The organism is Prochlorococcus sp. MIT 1306, assembly GCF_047304515.1.
Classification (GTDB): Bacteria; Cyanobacteriota; Cyanobacteriia; order PCC-6307; family Cyanobiaceae; genus Prochlorococcus; species Prochlorococcus marinus_D.
The window spans coordinates 675,394-691,950 of the sequence record NZ_CP138959.1; the positions used below are offsets into that span (position 1 = coordinate 675,394).

Annotated in this window: 19 protein-coding genes; 11 read left to right on the top strand and 8 right to left on the bottom strand. The window is 46.6% G+C overall.

Annotated elements, in window-relative coordinates; genetic code table 11:
* Positions 1–132: 132 nt before the first annotated feature.
* Positions 133–873, bottom strand: a complete 741-nt coding sequence (locus tag SIB74_RS03505; protein ID WP_063395404.1) for a dienelactone hydrolase family protein — start codon at positions 871–873, stop codon at positions 133–135.
* A gap of 550 nt (positions 874–1,423) precedes the next feature.
* Here SIB74_RS03505 and SIB74_RS03510 point away from each other — a divergent pair.
* Positions 1,424–1,579 carry a hypothetical protein gene (locus SIB74_RS03510; RefSeq protein WP_156486076.1) on the top strand — a complete coding sequence of 52 codons (156 nt, stop codon included), beginning with the start codon at positions 1,424–1,426 and terminating at the stop codon, positions 1,577–1,579.
* 101 nt (positions 1,580–1,680) lie between these two features.
* Here the strand turns inward: SIB74_RS03510 and SIB74_RS03515 are convergent, their stop codons facing one another.
* Positions 1,681–2,298, bottom strand: coding sequence for a MarC family protein (locus tag SIB74_RS03515; protein ID WP_063395402.1), 618 nt, complete (start codon positions 2,296–2,298; stop codon positions 1,681–1,683).
* Positions 2,299–2,640: 342 nt separating this feature from the next.
* On the opposite strand from SIB74_RS03515, the gene SIB74_RS03520 reads away from it, so the two are divergent.
* Entirely contained in the window at positions 2,641–3,855 is a 1,215-nt protein-coding gene (locus SIB74_RS03520; RefSeq protein ID WP_063395401.1) for a pyridoxal phosphate-dependent aminotransferase, read from the top strand.
* A gap of 20 nt (positions 3,856–3,875) precedes the next feature.
* Here SIB74_RS03520 and SIB74_RS03525 read toward each other — a convergent pair whose 3' ends face one another.
* Together SIB74_RS03525 and SIB74_RS03530 are read right to left on the bottom strand one after the other, a co-directional pair.
* The gene (locus tag SIB74_RS03525) at positions 3,876–4,040 is read right to left on the bottom strand and encodes a hypothetical protein (protein ID WP_156486075.1); all 165 of its coding nucleotides are present in this window, start codon (positions 4,038–4,040) and stop codon (positions 3,876–3,878) included.
* A 478-nt stretch (positions 4,041–4,518) separates the two neighbouring features.
* Complete coding sequence (locus SIB74_RS03530; protein ID WP_063395400.1) at positions 4,519–4,770, bottom strand: hypothetical protein; 252 nt, start codon at positions 4,768–4,770, stop codon at positions 4,519–4,521.
* 454 nt (positions 4,771–5,224) lie between these two features.
* Here SIB74_RS03530 and SIB74_RS03535 point away from each other — a divergent pair, with 454 nt between their 5' ends.
* A complete protein-coding gene (locus SIB74_RS03535) occupies positions 5,225–5,497 on the top strand; it encodes a cupin domain-containing protein (protein ID WP_063395399.1) in 273 nt (90 codons plus the stop codon).
* A gap of 320 nt (positions 5,498–5,817) precedes the next feature.
* Here SIB74_RS03535 and SIB74_RS03540 read toward each other — a convergent pair whose 3' ends face one another.
* Together SIB74_RS03540 and SIB74_RS03545 are read right to left on the bottom strand one after the other, a co-directional pair.
* Positions 5,818–6,102, bottom strand: coding sequence for a hypothetical protein (locus SIB74_RS03540; RefSeq protein WP_156486074.1), 285 nt, complete (start codon positions 6,100–6,102; stop codon positions 5,818–5,820).
* Between the two features lie 1,494 nt (positions 6,103–7,596).
* Positions 7,597–7,785 carry a cytochrome B6 gene (locus SIB74_RS03545; RefSeq protein ID WP_156486073.1) on the bottom strand — a complete coding sequence of 63 codons (189 nt, stop codon included), beginning with the start codon at positions 7,783–7,785 and terminating at the stop codon, positions 7,597–7,599.
* 348 nt (positions 7,786–8,133) lie between these two features.
* On the opposite strand from SIB74_RS03545, the gene SIB74_RS03550 reads away from it, so the two are divergent.
* The 3 genes from SIB74_RS03550 (at position 8,134) to SIB74_RS03560 (ending at position 9,768) form a co-directional block, all read left to right on the top strand.
* Positions 8,134–8,376 carry a Signal peptidase I gene (locus SIB74_RS03550; RefSeq protein ID WP_156486072.1) on the top strand — a complete coding sequence of 81 codons (243 nt, stop codon included), beginning with the start codon at positions 8,134–8,136 and terminating at the stop codon, positions 8,374–8,376.
* 209 nt (positions 8,377–8,585) lie between these two features.
* Positions 8,586–9,011 (top strand): NUDIX domain-containing protein, encoded by a 426-nt coding sequence (locus SIB74_RS03555; protein ID WP_063395397.1) that lies wholly within the window; start codon positions 8,586–8,588, stop codon positions 9,009–9,011.
* A gap of 370 nt (positions 9,012–9,381) precedes the next feature.
* Positions 9,382–9,768, top strand: a complete 387-nt coding sequence (locus tag SIB74_RS03560; protein ID WP_011130397.1) for an MAPEG family protein — start codon at positions 9,382–9,384, stop codon at positions 9,766–9,768.
* Between the two features lie 247 nt (positions 9,769–10,015).
* On the opposite strand, the gene SIB74_RS03565 is transcribed toward SIB74_RS03560, so the two are convergent.
* Positions 10,016–10,795, bottom strand: coding sequence for an ion transporter (locus SIB74_RS03565; RefSeq protein WP_063395396.1), 780 nt, complete (start codon positions 10,793–10,795; stop codon positions 10,016–10,018).
* A gap of 185 nt (positions 10,796–10,980) precedes the next feature.
* On the opposite strand from SIB74_RS03565, the gene SIB74_RS03570 reads away from it, so the two are divergent.
* The 4 genes from SIB74_RS03570 to SIB74_RS03585 all read left to right on the top strand — a co-directional run bounded on the left by SIB74_RS03570 (position 10,981) and on the right by SIB74_RS03585 (position 13,718).
* The gene (locus tag SIB74_RS03570; protein WP_155728036.1) at positions 10,981–11,154 is read left to right on the top strand and encodes a hypothetical protein; all 174 of its coding nucleotides are present in this window, start codon (positions 10,981–10,983) and stop codon (positions 11,152–11,154) included.
* 338 nt (positions 11,155–11,492) lie between these two features.
* Positions 11,493–11,615 carry a hypothetical protein gene (locus SIB74_RS03575; protein WP_413681772.1) on the top strand — a complete coding sequence of 41 codons (123 nt, stop codon included), beginning with the start codon at positions 11,493–11,495 and terminating at the stop codon, positions 11,613–11,615.
* Between the two features lie 1,139 nt (positions 11,616–12,754).
* Positions 12,755–12,931: a 30S ribosomal protein S21 gene (rpsU, locus tag SIB74_RS03580; RefSeq protein ID WP_011130394.1), complete on the top strand. Its 177-nt coding sequence runs from the start codon at positions 12,755–12,757 to the stop codon at positions 12,929–12,931.
* A gap of 658 nt (positions 12,932–13,589) precedes the next feature.
* On the top strand, positions 13,590–13,718 hold the full coding sequence (locus tag SIB74_RS03585) for a hypothetical protein (protein ID WP_255454309.1): 129 nt from the start codon (positions 13,590–13,592) through the stop codon (positions 13,716–13,718).
* A gap of 1,095 nt (positions 13,719–14,813) precedes the next feature.
* Here SIB74_RS03585 and SIB74_RS03590 read toward each other — a convergent pair.
* Entirely contained in the window at positions 14,814–15,524 is a 711-nt protein-coding gene (locus tag SIB74_RS03590) for a DUF4079 domain-containing protein (protein WP_063395393.1), read from the bottom strand.
* A gap of 812 nt (positions 15,525–16,336) precedes the next feature.
* On the opposite strand from SIB74_RS03590, the gene SIB74_RS03595 reads away from it, so the two are divergent.
* Positions 16,337–16,531, top strand: coding sequence for a hypothetical protein (locus tag SIB74_RS03595; protein ID WP_063395392.1), 195 nt, complete (start codon positions 16,337–16,339; stop codon positions 16,529–16,531).
* The last annotated feature ends 26 nt before the right edge of the window (positions 16,532–16,557 follow it).

A 16,557-nucleotide genomic window follows, 5' to 3' on the forward strand; every position in this document is an offset into this window, starting at 1 on the left:
TGAGTGATGACATTTGAGCCTGGTTGCACATGCCAGAGATGTCGTGGACTGGGCTTTGACAAAAGGGTTAAAAACCAGGCCTTTTAAGCAGAATGGTTCGTCGCAAGGATGACGCCAGAAGCTGTCAAATGATTAGCGTTCGAGACTCTCTAGCAGTAGGTGCCAACCTAGGGCGGAAGCTTCAGCGGCGAAGCTTTCTCTTTCTTCGCACATAAAACCATGATCGGCGCCATTGATCTCTACGTAGCGCAGTCGATCTTCATCAGGATCCTGCATGCGTAATGCCGCTTGGATTGCTTGCCGATCTGAAGTTGGGATCAACGGATCTGCTGTACCGCACAGACATGTCAGTCGGCCTGAGACCTGCGGCAATAATTCGAGGCTTGGTGCACCACCTCCCGGGCGGGTTTTGCTTACACCGGCACCATAAAAATTGAAGGTCTCGCTCACCTCGGTCATGGTTGCAGTGATCAGAGCAGCGTGTCCGCCGAAACAGAAGCCAATCACAGTGATTTGTGGTTGATCAAGCTGTTTGTTAAGCCAGCAAATAGCTGTGTAGGTATCGCTAAGGATTTGCTCCATTGAGGTTGAGTCCTTGTGTCGTCGACCTTCGATCAGGTTGCCTTCGCTATAGCCAAGCTCTAGCTCCGGTGCGGTGCGAGAAAATAGTGGCATCGCCAGGGCTGGGATGCCTCTGGTGGCGAGGCGATCGGCCACACTGCGAACCCAGTTATTGACTCCGAAGATTTCTGGTAACACCAGGGCAACACGATTCGGCGCTTCAACGATTTCATCACGACCTTGACTCGGTTTTGACCACCAGCAGCGCAGGGGGACTGAGCCTTCTTTGATCACAATCCATTCGCTTTTCATTTGAGTGGCTGTCTCATGAGTCGTCGGTGCGAAGCCTTCTGCCAGATTTCTGCAGTATGGGGCCTTTAGCTGGCAGATCTAGGAGTTGCTTTGCCTAGATCACTGGGTTGATCTGCCAGGCTTTCTAGGAGTGGGTGGTTTGCCTTGATAAGGGCTTTTGTGATCTTGTTTAGATCTCAAAGAGCTTCTTCTATGACCAATTGTGCCGATGGACTCAATGGCTTGTGGAGCTCGTAGCTCTTAAGACTGCCCTTGCTTGGGACGATTCGTAAACGAAGACCGGTCTCCTTGCTGGTGATGGCGAACTTTGGGCTAGTCACTACTCAGCAATCTGGTGAGATTCCAGTTCATCAAAGCTTTGCTCCATATTTGCTTTGAGGCTATTTAATGGCTTGATGGATCCTTTAGACCCTTTAAGCCAGACGGGAAGACACCTTCCATTAGCAATTCTGCTGGTTACAACAGCGGTTGGAGCGTTTTTTGGAGGCGCACTCATCACTGCATTGATCCGCGCCAGATCTGAGCTTGGCTGGTTTAAGAGGAAAGAGGAATGAACACTTTTGCTGCCACTTATGTTGTTTTTGTTCAGGCCATCGGGGCACTGGTGATCTTTGGTGTTGCTGCTTATGCAATCAAACAGATGCTGCTTAAGCTTCAAAAGTCAATCGATGAGCCAGATATCCGAGTTGAGGTGACAAGACGATGAGCTTTCACAACCTTGTTGTTTTGGTTGTCTCGATGGAGGTGTTTACTGGTTCAAGCGGCGAGCTTATGAATTTCTCATTGCCTTGATGATCATACATAGGCTCATTGTGAAATGTTTGGGAACGAGATTTTTAGGCCATCAAGTAACATCTGAACAGCAATAGATGTAAGCACTATTCCCATTACTTTTGTTAGCACTTGCAGGGCTGATACACTAATCTTGGAGGAAAGTATCTCGGCTGCATCAAAAATAAGATAGATTATCAAAGATAGTAGTAAGACTATTAAGCTCAATGAAATTTTGCCATCGATGGAAGAATTCACCGGGTCGGCAATTGCAATCGTCAGTGTGCCAGGGCCTGCAAGAAGGGGAATGCCGATAGGCACGATTCCTTTCCCTGAAGAACTCTTGTCCCGATCAATCGAGGCTGGGTCATGGTGCTCCTCTGGTGGTTTGGATCGGAGCATGGAAAGGCCGATCAGGATAACAATTAACCCACCAGATATTTGAAAGGCTCCTTGGCTTATTCCGAAAATTGCCAGCAAATCATTCCCGAGCCATGTAGCCAAGAGAAGTGCGATCAAGAAGGTGAAGGCACTGTTGCGTGCGATTGCCTTGTCGGTTTTTTGATCTCCATCTGTGAATGAAAGATAGATCGGCAGATTGCCAATAGGGTTAGCAACAGTAAAGATTCCTATGGCAGTGTTTAGAAGAGACATAAAGATCGGAACTAATTGATTTTGTTGCTAACATTTACAGGTCTGATTGAACCGCAGATGTTGATTCTATGCCAGGTGTTTTTGATCTGTGAGTGCCTCTATTGGCAGCAGATCGCGATCAGTAATGGGTTTGATTTCGGCAGGCTTCTTAGGTAGGATACTTGTACTCGGCTGAGATTGCATCGTGTAAGACGGATTATTTCAGGAATGATAAATGCTTTAATAACTTCATGTTGAGAAGGTGGCTCTTCTCTTTTAGTCGGTCAATATCTTATGGATTTGGTGATTTGAGATTTCCATTCCATTCTGGTAAATAATGGATGAACCTTTAACTCGATCGAAGTGAACTCTTTGTCCTCAAGCAAACACCCTCAACCTGGCACGCAGATCGATGCTGTTCTGGATCCTGTGATTCCAGAACTTAACGAGTTGGTGGCGAAGACGCCAGGGACCCTTTCGCTGGCACAGGGCATGGTGAATTGGGCTCCACCCGTTGCTGTAAAACTGGCAATGAACAATGCTCTTTTGAATCAAGAATCAAGCCTCAATCGTTATGGCCCGGCTCGAGGTGATCCTGATCTGCTTGAGCTAATTAAGCAGAAATTGATGATCCAGAATGGTTTGGATTTGGCCGAAAGCATGGTCATGGTCACTGCAGGTAGCAACATGGCATTTCATGCCATTGCTCAGGTTCTCTGTGACCCTGGCGATGAGGTCATTCTTCCGCTGCCTTATTACTTTAATCATTTTATGGCTATTCAGTTGGCCGGTGGAGTGCCTGTGCCTGTGAATGCTGGTTTAATACCTAACCCTGAGCTCATAGAGGCTGCGATTACAAAATGCACCCGTGCCATTGTCACGATAAGCCCTAATAATCCAAGCGGAATCGTTTTCCCTCAAACCTTACTTGCCGCCATCAATGGGATCTGTGCCCAGCATGGTTTGCTGCACATCAGTGATGAAGCTTATGAGGATTTTGTGTTTGGTGATGTACCTCATTGGAGCCCTGCATCTCTTCCTGGCGCAGGGAACCATACTGTTTCGCTCTATTCGTTCTCCAAGGCCTATGGCATGGCCGGATGGCGTCTTGGTTATATGTCTGTTCCTATTGGCTGGAGTAAGGCTTTGGCCAAGGTTCAAGACACAGTCTTGATCTGTCCACCTCGTTTTTGCCAACGAGCAGCGATTGCGGCCTTGTTGGATGGTTCTGATTGGGTGCGTCAGAATGTCTCTCAATTGATGAGTCGATATCAGTTGCTCTTGAAGCGTTTTGCCGCTAGTAACAATCGACCCTGGCGCTTTTTACATCAACCCAATGGAGCTTTTTATTGCTTACTTGAAGTGGATTGTGGTTGCAATGGAGACACCTTGATGCGTCAGCTGGTAAGAGATTATCGAGTTGCCACGATTGGAGGTTGTAGTTTTGGTTTTAAGAACGAGAGTTGTGTACTGCGCATCAGCGTGGGGATGCTTGAAGGCGCTGAATTGATAGATGCCTTTGATCGCTTGGAGGCAGGCTTGCTTAATGCTGTTCAACAAGGAGACCGTACCACCTGAATAATAAAGTTAATTCCAATTTATTTTTTTATTTTATTGAAAATAGCAATCAGCACTTGTTGAGTAATAACTGCGCGGTGAATTTTGATCAGCTCTGCAGCAGCGAGTTTTGCTGCTGAAACCTTACTCAAATCATGCAATAAGCCAATGTCATTAAGATTATTAATGGCTGCATTTATTTCCATGAGATCCTATCCATTGCCGTGAACACTTACAGCATTTTGTAGATATGATTTAATGACTTTCTTGCCTGTTAAGCAATTCAATTTTTTAAGTAAGTCTTTGATTTGATCCGCTTATTGCTAGCCATGATGCTTCCTATGGCTTTTTACCATAATTGATTGGAAGGTAAATAGTGATCAGAATTCTTGCTCCTAACTCTATGGGGATGATTGTAGGGGCTGATTGCCTTTGCCTCGTATGCTTTTTGCAATGTTGACTATTTTCGACATCACTCTTTGAGGTCCAATGAAGTGATAAAGCCTTCGTTTGTTGATGAGAAGATCAATAATGCTGCGACAATCCATGGATCTAATTTTAGAGGCTTTATTTTCATTCTTACCTGTCTAATTTCACCCATTCTCTTCTCGTATGCAAATAAATATAGACCTTTTAGTAATCCTACATGTCTCTATTATGTCAGGCTGAGTTCGAGGATTGAAATTATTTTTTCTCGTCAGTATCCAAGCCTAATGCTGAGACAATAAGGGTATTTTCTAATACCTTTGGATATAGCAATACACCAATGATCACCGATATGATCGCTGTGACAATGAATGTAGTGACTTGGCCTATTGAACCTGGCAAGTAGATTTCAGAGTTCAGAAATGGCAAATCAATCAGAGAACCTATGGTTCCCCAAATCAATACCCATGCAGACACATATCCAATGCCGAACCAGTCTTTCTTTGACATGTGACCTCTGAAAACACAGAACAATTGTTGAATACTAGCTGATAGACACGCATAGGCTTAATAAAGTGGCATCTCTGATGTGCAGCTTTTCTGACCAGTGTCAACACCTAGGCCCTGCTGCCTATGACTTCCCCAAGTCTTGCAGTGGCTGTTTTTGCTTGCTGCAGCGTCTCTTCATCTTCTTTCTCTTGGCGTTGGAGCGCAGATTGATCCACGTTAGCTGCTACCGCAAAGTGGTTTGATTCTGTTGAATGAGCTCTTGGCATAACTGAGCAAATGATTGGTTTGTCTCATTCAAGAGACAAACTTAGCTCCATATAAGAGTTTGTTCTCGTTAGTATCTTTGCTTCTATTCGTCATCTTTAAAGAAACCTGAAGCTTCCGCTCCGTGTTCTTGTTAAACAATTCATCAGGTCTGCTACTAGGTTCAAGAGAGCTTTCCTTCGACCCGCCCATGGCGATTAGCGTTACCTCTGCATGTCCAGAGAGCACAATTAATGAACTGGACATCCGGCAATGGCCCATTTGGACATGTGAGGCCAGCACCTTTCCTTGGACCTATGCTGAACAGGAAACATGCCTGTTGTTGGAAGGCGAGGTGACCATTAAGCCCGAAGGCGGAAAGCCCGTGCGCTTTGGTGCAGGTGATCTGGTGGTGTTCCCTGCTGGAATGTCATGCATTTGGGAGGTTCATCAGGCAGTTCGTAAGCACTATCGCTTTGGTTGATGAATGAGCCATGACGGCTAGCTGTGAAGTGACCTCGCTGAACACTGGATCAATGCATGGTCTAAGAAATGCAAATGATTCGTTGATTCCTGTCGGGAAACATCAAGCAGACCAGACAGCTGAATAACAGTAGCGCTATAATGCAGTAGTGCTGCTGTCCGGGGTGCGAGCTGGTGAAGGAGGGCATTTTCGTCGTTCAGTTTTGCTACATAGGTTTTGTGCTTTTTGCTTGGCCTACTCAAGATTCATCTGACGTTCTTCGCGTTGCTAAGAATCAATGCTGTATTCACATCAAGGCCACGGGGGAAGACGGAGCGTAATCACGCATGCCAATGGCTAAGCCAATCGAGATCATCTTGCAGTTGCTTGATCTGAAGCATTGCTGATTTTTTTTCGGAACGATTCGATGTTGACTGGGATTTCTGCTGAGCAGCCTGTGCTGCGACATGAGCCTGTCGGCCAAAGCTCTCCTCTGTTGTAGGCCTCAAGGATGGATGCGTAGTGGTCTTCTCTTTGTCTTGCTTGATGTGCCATGTACTCATGTATTTTCTTTGCTTGAAGGAAAGCGCATCAACCTGCAATGCGCGATCGGAGGGAATACTCAATACTAGCGATCCCTCCCTTAGACAGGTCTACTCAGGCCTCGTTCTTTGAGGGGCTCCATAGGAGAAGGCCCTGGAACTTGACAAAGCTAGATAATGGAGTGAATGAAAAAAGAAAACTATGGCTGGAGTCATTGCCGGGGCAATTTCTCTATCACTTCATTTATTCTGGAAGTTCAGAACAGCCAATAGCAAGAGAGCTAAGTGGAAGATCTTGCTACCTACCGTATGGCTCCCTCGCCAATATGTAACATTTGCACCCTTATCCCAGTTTTCATTGCTGGTGAAAAAGAGCATCACTTCCGCGAGACTGAAATACTAGCTTGAATGATTAAGCGAGGGTAATCCATACCGCTTAAACTTTAGGACTCCACTCTCTTTTTTAATAGTTTGAATATTTACACTTAAGTCGCTATTACTATAAGGGACTATTCCTAAGTAGTGTTCAACCATAAGTATTGAGCTAGGGCCAGACTTCGGGATACTCAATAATTATTTCAGGATCCTTAGGCCTAGAGGTACACTCTTCTTTGACAACTCTTTCTACTAAAGTTCTAGACCACCTGTCAAACCTTCGTGCATATGTGGTCTTACATTCCTCTATGAAGACTTTCTCTCTAGCTTCTGATTGCGTTACTGCCGATTTAGTGATGCATACGTATTGATGCTCTCCTTCTATTAGATCATATACTTCTCGGCTGCATTGACGGATTGAGTTTTTAAATCCCTGAGCATTGACACTATCCTGCATCACTAATAATAGTAGGATTAAAGTGCTAAGTGATAAATTCATAGCAATAGCATGTCTCTAAAATTAGTTGCTCTTACTCTTTATCCTTAGGTCGCTGTCTCAGGATATAGAGCCAAGCAACTGTCGCTAGTGCGACTGTAAACTCTGTAAGTATTGTTGCATTGCCCGCAAAGAAATCGTACCAGCTAGAGGTGTTGTTCAAGTATTGATATTTTGGCTGCTCATAGTCTAGCCGTAAGCCAGTACAAAGCGCTACCAATATGTGGCTGGTGGTTGGGTTCCCGGTGACAGGCACGAATCAATAACTTGTCACCTGTATTGTTGAATTGAAGCCGCATGAATATGAGATTTCAGTACTGGAGACTTCGTAGACCGTTTGTGTCTGGGTTGTCTATTCTTGTCGGCTTCTGTCTGGTATTGAAGACACTTAATGCTCACCGCTGCTGTTAATGACCAGACTATTTGTTAATACAAACTTCCCATCTTATTTTCAAGCCAGCCTACACTTTATGAACATAGTGCTAACAAAAGAAAGCCATCGCTCTAATTAGCTGAGATCTCTGATTCTTTAGTCTACGTAGTCTAATCGGAGGTTGATATGGGCGTAAATCTGACTGCTCTGAGGCCTGCTAGGTCGTGCAGACGATCTCGGCCGGAAAAGGATCTAAAGACTTAGCTAGGATTAATTTTTGCTGTTAATGCAATACTGTTAAACTGTTGAAATGTCTAAATTAAAACAGGAAGGCTTAACTGCTGCTCCCCTTCTTGCTTGATTCTTGCTGGGCAATCTTGAACCACAGCAGAATGAAGTAAACCGATGAGATGCCTAGGAAGATCAACGTCAAGATCATCCATGTCCCCATGCTTAGGCCAAGTACGCCTGCATTGCTTGCGTCGCCGACTGTGGAGTAGGCCAGAAGAGTGGGGAAAGTCAATGGGGTCAGTTTGTTCTGGTTATCAGTTCAGCACGGCTCGGTGGTTGGTCGTTGAACCTTGCGCATTGAAAAAAGGAGCCCCTTTGCTTGATGGAGGCGCACTGAAGTAAAAAGCCAACTGCTCCCCATCGCCCAGCCACATTGACACTAGGAACAGGCTTTGAACCTGCCATGCGTAGAAACACTACTACTGGTGCCCCTTGTACTTTCTTTAAGCCGAAGCGCTATTTGTAGGGGCTTGCGTCAATAAGCTCTTTCCCTTAGAAATAAAGCTCCCCATCACCCAGGCCCGTCGCGTCACGCGAGGGTCTTTTTTTTTGTTGATCAGCCCCCCCCCATGGGGCTGCAATGAGCCTCCTTTTTGGTGGAGGGCATAATGCAGAAAGCTTGATGAGCGGTGATTCGATGGACGAACCGCAGCCGAAAGAGAGTTTGCTCAAGAAGAGTGGACGAATCGGCGCAATCCTTGGTTTTGCCTGGATTGCTCTGAATATTGTTGTGCCTTTGGCTTTGTTGCGTGTGCCTGCGGTGCAGCGCTGGCTCGTGGCATTTGACAACAAGCTCCCTTTCCACATTCCAGGAATTGGCTAGCTGCTTTTTGTTTCCGATTGCTGTGGTGCCCATGATTGGAAAGTTGGTGGTCACGCCCTCTCCAAGGTCAATAGCCTTGGATAACTCATCTGTTTACAGAACAAAACCTGATGAGCCGAATTTTTGAACCTTTGGGCGGGTCTATAAGACGTTAAGTACAAGGGTGCGGCAGGCTGGCGTTATGGGTAACGACTTCTCGAAATGAAGAGATGACGCACGAGGTCTCTCTTGCTGTGCTGGAAAGGGATGGTCGCTGGCTCCTTCAGCTTCGTGATGACATCGAAGGAATCTTGTTTCCAGGTCATTGGGGATTATTTGGAGGTCACTTGAATGCAGGGGAAACGCCTTTTCAGGCCGTGAAGCGTGAACTTGTCGAGGAAATCAACTGGGCACCTGAAAATCTCCTCGTTCCTTGGTTCAGCAACCACAGCAGCACGCTTGTGGTACATGTATTTCGAGGGCCACTGTGTGTTTCCCTTGAACTATTGCAGTTGCTTGAGGGTCAGGATATGACCCTGGCGACTATGGAGGAGCTGGCGAGTGGTGCTATCTGGAGCCCCAGACTTAGGGAGTTCAGACCGATTGCGCCAGGCCTGGATATCGTGCTGCAGCGTCAGTTCTCAGATAAAGACTGAAGCCAGGTTGTGTGGAGCCATATTTTGAGGTTTTGCGGAATTTCGATGCATAAGATCTTGTAGGCCGATCCCTTGCCAAGACAGCCTGACAGGACTCTCTCTTTGTTGGGCTTTAGGGAAATTGAGGGGGGATGGCAGCCGCTAGTTCAACGATGATGATCACCTTGGTCAATTGGGCGATTTCATGGAGGAGCTTTCCCCTCAGTTGGGCAACTATGAATGTCGTGGCTCTGGTCAGCTAGTTGCTTGAACCAAGCGGCTATGCAGAGACAAACACTGCTCTTCATCAGAGAGGCACAGCCCCACTCGCTGGCCATCAAGGCTGGAATTCAGATGGCATCCTTAAAGTCATTGTGCTGATACCAATTTCATGACCATTCCTGTGCTTCCAGCCGTTGTCACCTTGGCTGCCGCGATCGTCTACCAAGGAACCATGTTTGCAGTGGCATTTGCACGAAGCCAGCACAAAGTAAAAGCTCCAGCAACGAGTGGGCCAGAAGAATTTGAGCGAGTGCTACGTGTTCAGCAGAACACTCTTGAACAGATGATGTTCTTCCTGCCGGTGTTCTGGCTAGCAGCTCTTTCTAGCAACACGTCTGTTGCCTGCTTGATTGGCTTCATCTGGGTGGGCGCACGTATTGCTTATGGCATTGGCTATTGGAAAGCGGCCAAGCTGAGAGGGCCAGGCTTTGCCATTAGCCTCCTTGCCAGCGCAGTTCTTCTGGTGATGGCAATTGTTGGTCTATTTAACTCATAGTTGGCGATCTTATAGGAAGCTTCCCTCGGCAATAGTGGCCTCTTCTGCCAGAAGTCAACATTGTGATTTTCGTTTGCAGAGGCTGCGCACCTTTGGCTAATTGATTGGTTAGAAGAGAATAGGCTGAAAGATAGAGATGCCTTACTTTATCTAGCCAACTACAGCTAAAACTCTCATCTTTCAACTTTTGCCTGAAAACAAGGATTTGATTGTTTGATATTATGAACAAATTGCCGTGTGTTGATTCCTAAGTAATGCTTTCCTGAGCAGATTCCTCAAGATTATTCTTTTGCACAGCAATTGATTCGCTAAAACCTGCGGCAAGAATTCCGGTAGGTATGGCGATGGCGCCAATTCCCATAAGAGAAGTTACTGAAGCGATAATCTTGCCTACCGCACTAATTGGCACTGAATCTCCATGCCCCACTGAGCTGACTGCATTAATTGACCACCAGAGGCATCTTGGTATTGAACCTAATAGATCAGGCTGAATAGATGACTCTGCAAGATACATCAATGTGCTGCTAATGAGTAAAAGTAATAATGTATAAACAGTAGATATCTGCAGCTCTTGGCTCTTGGATCTGAGTGCATAGTTGAAATGAAGCATGCTTTGCTTGAATCTTTCGCTGCGGCCAACCTTTAGAATCGTAAGAAGGCGAATAATCCTCAGGATCTTTAGTTCTGTTCTTACGCCTATGAAGGAGGGGATAATTGCAATCAGATCAATAATGGCCATTGGTGAGAACATGTAGCGAATCGTGCCTTCTATACCCTCTCCATATTTGCCCTCAAGTGGGGCAGTCCACACTCGACAAAAATATTCAATGCAAAACAGACAGCCAATGATCCAATCGATGGCATCTATTTGTCCGCCAAACTGAAAATCAATTTGATTTTCAGTGCTTAGAACTGCAAAAAAGATTGAAACAGCAATTGTTGCGCCACTTAACTTATTGAATATCGATGTATTGCCTCCTGTGGATTGATTGATTACCTGTTCATGCAGTTTGAGGCGGAATCCCATGATGGTCCCCAAGGTTCCCTCTCCCTTTTGATTTCAATCCATCCTAGGCATGGGTCGCTCCAGCGAGCCTTAGCGTGCCAGTTGTCCGCAGCTTTCCTGGTAGACGTGAGCAAGGATTTAGTTTGCTTAATTTTTCGGCTTTGACCTCGATCTGAGAGGATGATGAAGATGTCTTGCGGATCGTCATGCGTGCTCTTGTTTTCGCGATGGCTCTTGACTTGAGTCCACTGACGATTGGAGTGATTGTGGTTGTCGGAGTATTATTCATTGCGATGTTCGGGATTAGCTCGGCATTTGGTGGCTATCAGGGAATCTTCGATTGGACGCAGGAGAAGCCAGGTGATCAAAAGAAAAGGTGAGAAATAAACCAATCCTAAACGATACTTTTCTTTCTTTAAGGAATAGATTAGGCAACATCTCATGCCTAATCCATAGTGTTTATGGTTATTAAGTTACCTGGTCTGAGAATGGATGCTTAAGCGGTGTTCGCAATCAGGTTTGTTGTTTTAAGTTGGTGTTTTCAATGCTCAAGAAACCACTTTTAACTCAAAATATTATGACCATTCTTTACAGGTCTTTTGCATCCAGCCAGCACCATATTGGTCGTAGGACTAAACAAAGTGACCATTGCTAATTAGTGCACCTCCATCGCTCAGCAGTTGTTGGGTTCGTTTGTAACGCTTGAATTGACCCATCGGTGGCTTTGACTTTATTTGTTTTTTTTATTTCTTCTGCAATGGCAGCATTCTCTGAGTGGAGATTGGATTTGATTGCCCACCACAAAGCTATTGCTGAGACACCTTTCAGCGAAATAGCCTGATTAGTATTTGGGCTAAGTGAAGCAAAGGCTTAAATAGCGAGTTAAAGGATTTCAGTGATTGATTAAGAGCTGATAGATCACACAAGGCTTAAGCGCTTAAGTATTACTGAAGCGCATGATTACCAATCTTCTCTTGTTTAGATCTGCAGTAGTGCGATACGGGCTAGTATCGGCTCGCTGCCCGGATTGGCTTCAGGAGATCTGATGAACGAATACCCGCCAAGCATGAGCTGAGCAAGTAGCCGACATGACTTGTGCCGCAACTTATTCACATCAATTGTGCGTTCTTAACTTGAATGAGTGACAACAGTCCCCCTGAACCTGTCGCCGGCGGGTGTGCTTTATGCGTTTGGAAACCCGTTCGCCATGATTTTTACTCGAAGTAATTGGGACGAGGTTTGGCAAATTAGATGGGGGTCATTGCTGCCTTGATATGTCCTTGTTCTGATAGAACTTCTCAAGATGTGTGGGCCCATCACAAGAGCTCAGGGTGTAGGTCGTTCTGAGCAAGTGGTGAGTTCAGTAGAACCAGGGTGGGTTTTGGCAGATTTGCCTGGTTAGATCTTGGCAGGATGCAGCAGTGGATCTTGAGCGGACTATGGCTTGCCTGAGAAGACATTTTCCTAAACGGGTATCTGTCTCGTAAACAACACTTGCCTTTTGTATTTGGTTGTCAAATTGGTCCCTCTTGGGATCGAAGCGACCGATTTGTAGCGAACTAAGGTCTTAGCGGAATCAGCAAAGGAATGTCTGAGCGAAATGATCCTGTTGAGCCAGATTGAAGTGAGCAATCAGAGGTTCACTGCCTAGCGGTGTTGGTGAAAATCAGGAACCAGGCGTGTCTGGTTTGCTGTTCTGGAGCGATCGAGACCCCAAAGATGGCCCCTCTCTGAGGCAATCAGGATGGCCTCGTAGAGCTCGCTGTTCCTGGCTTTGAATTGGCTTTTCTTCATGTAGGTAAAAGTACCGACAGGAGTGGCCTTGGATCAATGGAAATACCAAATCCTGATGCCTTGCATAGGCTTGCTTTATTGATCAGATCTCCAATTCTCAAGGTGATGCCGCAAACCTTTTTGTTGTGTTGGTGAATTGCTAACGAGAGGTGGCCTGGTAAATTCGTTGATTGGTTGAATTTGCTTATGGCTCAGGTCACGGTAGGGGAGAATGAGGGCGTTGAATCGGCCCTTCGTCGCTTTAAGCGAGCAGTCTCTAAGGCTGGGATTTTTTCTGATCTCAAGCGCATTCGTCACCACGAGACCCCAGTCGAGAAGTACAAACGCAAGGCTCAGCAACGTCGTCGTAGTCGCAGACGTTGAGTCCACTCCAATCGAGCAGCTGATCCTTCCTGGTAGCTCTTGCCTTGATGGCTAATGTCTGCTGGTTGGGTCCAAGAAGAGTCTCCTGGGAATGTTTTTTTGCTGATTTGCGATTAGAGATTCGACAGCATTGACGCATCCATTGCTTATCGGCGCACATTGAGCTGGCGGTGAATCTGCTCGGTTTGATGGTTCAACTGAAGCCATACCTCCTAGCTCCAGTTTCTTGTTAGTGGTGCAAGCGGTGCTCCGAGAAAATGGTGAAAGACGTTTCTGCTCGCTTGTGTGAATGGTTTTCACTGGCGCTGGAACGCTCAATCCCAGCTGGTCAAGTTGAGATCCAGTTCCTATGAGCTGTTCTGTCTCTGGGTGCGTTTCGGCCGAAGGGAAGCGAACGAATCTTTGGGCGGCAAGTGGTCACCTAGGTAATCAACCATGGCCACAATTACACCATCGGCAGGGCGATAAGTTCTTATTCCTTAGTTAGTACGCTAAATATGGAATTGTCATTCAAAAATAGCCTAAACAAGGTGCAAGAGTTTCAAGTCTATCCCTGACCTCTAGCCACCAGCTGGATGGTTGAAGAAGGCTGAGCTCTAGGGCTCAAATTGTTGTCCTAGCTTGAGCGAAGAATGTGATCAATCGCATTTGGATGCTCATGGACGAATTTGATCGTTTCCATGGCAACCTGTCTGGCCTCAAAAGAGTCATTCGCATAGGCACAGAATTCGCACCGATGACTCTGAGCATCGCGATAGCTGATGGTGTAACCGTGGCGGCTCATTAGCCCAGCCATTCAATTGATCATTTACATCCTTGCTCAGCTGAGTATGGAGTTGCCACTAATTGTTCAAAGAAGTGAGCGAATGCACAAGAACCAACCTTTCTCAAAGCTCTTCCTGGCCACATCAACTTCAGGATCAGTGACCATTCCTCTATTGAGCAGTGGGCCTCCTTTCCATATCCTTGTGAGGGCTTACTGACAGACTCTGGCAAAGGCACATCGTGATTTGCTGCAGTGGAAGGGTTCCCTGGATGATCCATGAAAAAGGTTTCCTCCGTAGGTTTGGCAATTGCCGCAAATGTCTCTCTATTCCTTTGGGCTGCGATCAATAGTCCCGTTGGCTAAAGATTTAAATCGCTCTGTCTAGCAGCATCAATCGCCTCAACCATCAAAGGAAGTGAAGGCTTTTGTTGAAGAGCATGAAAAAGGCCCGCGATTAGTGCGGGCTTTGCTTATTCGTACCCACCCTTAGGGCAGTGGAGGCGTGTTGTTTTCGTCCTTCTCCGCTGGACATATGTTCTGCTCGCTTCTGTAGAAATGCAGTGGCTCGATCAAGTTCAGCAATGAGCCTGATCCCAGCGCTCTGGCACTGCAGACTGAACCGGTTTTAGGCATTGATGTCTCATGTCTACAAGGCGTTGCACTGCAAGCTTTGTTCATGGTCAACCTTCGCTGATGAAAAACGCTCAACCAAGCGTTTCCAATTTGATTGCTTCCTTCACAGCAGCCGTTTCAGCAGCCATTTGATGTGTCTTGGTGCCTTCACTCACCACACGATGTAATTCTATATGGATTCGCTTTTCTCGTTGATTATCGGCTTAGCTCTGAGAGCTGATTGAGTGCTTAATTGAGTTGGCAACAGTGATCATTTGTATTCCTTTTGAGAATCTTTTGTTTGCAGAACTCCTGCATTTGTTTGCTTGGTTTAAGCAGGTTGAAGAACGCTGATGGCATGGACGCCTTCTTTCCCAATTGAAACCATGGCAAGCGCTTGATTGGCATCAGTCGAAAGACCAGGACGGCTTAGAGCTCATCTTTGATCTGTTTGGCGGCATGACGTTTGTTCCAGAACTGGTGCCTGGGCGCGCACAACAACCCTTACGCCTTAGGAGCATTCGGGGTGTAATTTGCTACCCGCTCGGCTTTTGCCTGTTGGATGTAAGGCTTTTGCCAGTTCAGAGGGATCTCTAGTAGGGCTTTGGGGCCGGTGATTGCTTCTGCCAGGAAGATCACCGCCGCAAGACTATTGGCTGTGATGTGCAGCCATCGCCAGCGCAGATCACGCAGGATTTCTTGTCGGGATGCCAGCGAGAACAGCATCAGCCCAACGAGACCAATGCCACCCCAGAAATGCGATTGCCAGAATTCTGCTTTGAGGGGGTTGTCACCGAGGCGGAATACTTCCGGCTGCATCCCAAGGACGATGACACCTGCCCAGCAGAGTAAGGAGAAGCCTGCTCGATAGGCGGGTCTTTTGTCTCGCCAGGTTGTCAGCAAAGCGATGCAACTTCCAATGAGTACCAGTAGAAGCAATCCAGCACGGATCAGACCGCCCTCAAACTCTGTTAGCGGATGTTCAGTGCTGATCATCACGACCAGAGCAAGCAGCACGATTGCGATCACTCCGGCTGAGAGCCATCGCCCGAGATTGCTGTGCATACTCCCGACATTGGCTGGACTTTCGTTTTGAAGTTTTAGCCGACGACTGCGGGTTTGAAGTGACAGGTTTAGGACTACCCCCAGTAGGGGGTAGATCAAGGCTACGGCGAAAATCGGGTGTAGCAACCAGATCCAGTCAAGGGTCTGCATGGTGAGGGTCTGGTCGGGGAATCAAAAGGGAGACACCATTGGATTAGGAATGGTGCTAAAAGCCTGCACGCCATCGCTTAGAGCTTATTGAGTTGAACTGGATTGAGACTCTCTCCGTTTCTGGGTCCCTGATTCTCTCCCGATCGAAGGAGCTTATGGGAATTCAGGTGGTTGATGTTACTCAGTTATTCTACAAACCTTCCTAATTCGTGAGAGTGAATGATTATTTTCGCTGCTTGGCTAGCTGAGTAAGCATTTTGAATTAGTTCAACCCCCTTTGCCGTTGCAACAGTGATGAATAGAACTTGATTGGAATCGAAGAGGATGTAGGTCAAGCCATCAGGAATGTTTCTGAGGTGCCATGTCTTTGCTGATATAAGCAGGGGCGATCATGAGCATAGGCCAGCAATTGTCAATGGGGTTCGAGTGAAGAACTGAGCCTTTGCTTGTGGCGATACTTTGCTGCTGTTATTAGTCCGCATCAAAACCAATACATGAACAAGGGGCTTGGGGGGAGGTTTTTGGCCGAGTGGCGAATGAACGAGATACGTTCTTTGATTAGCTCCGCAATGCTGATCGTTTGAATCAAATTTCTCTTGCCTAGCCTTGGTTTTGGCTTGCCTACAGGCTAAGAGCTACTTTTTGGTAGATGTTGAAAGGAAGAGCTAAGTCGAAGGCAATTCAGTCATGCGCATCAGATGGGGCTTCTTGCATAGAAAATAAGGCGAAGGCGGAACTGTTGCTACTAATGATTCAGGGCTTGCTGGTTATAGGTGAGGTGAGCTACGACTAGCTCCTAACTGAGGCGATAGATGAGGGGCATTTTTGAGCTGTTGCTGGCCTGGCGTTGGCCGCTGGCCGTTATCTTGAGCACAGCCTTTTTAAGCAAGGCTTTAATCGCGATTACTCGCGCGGGCATTCGTGTTGAGATTTTCACCAGACGTCCGATCAAGGTTTCCACTGGACCATCAGCGATTCAGGCCGAGGTCACCAAAGTAAGGCTTTAGTGGCTGAAATCTTTGTGACCCTAGGG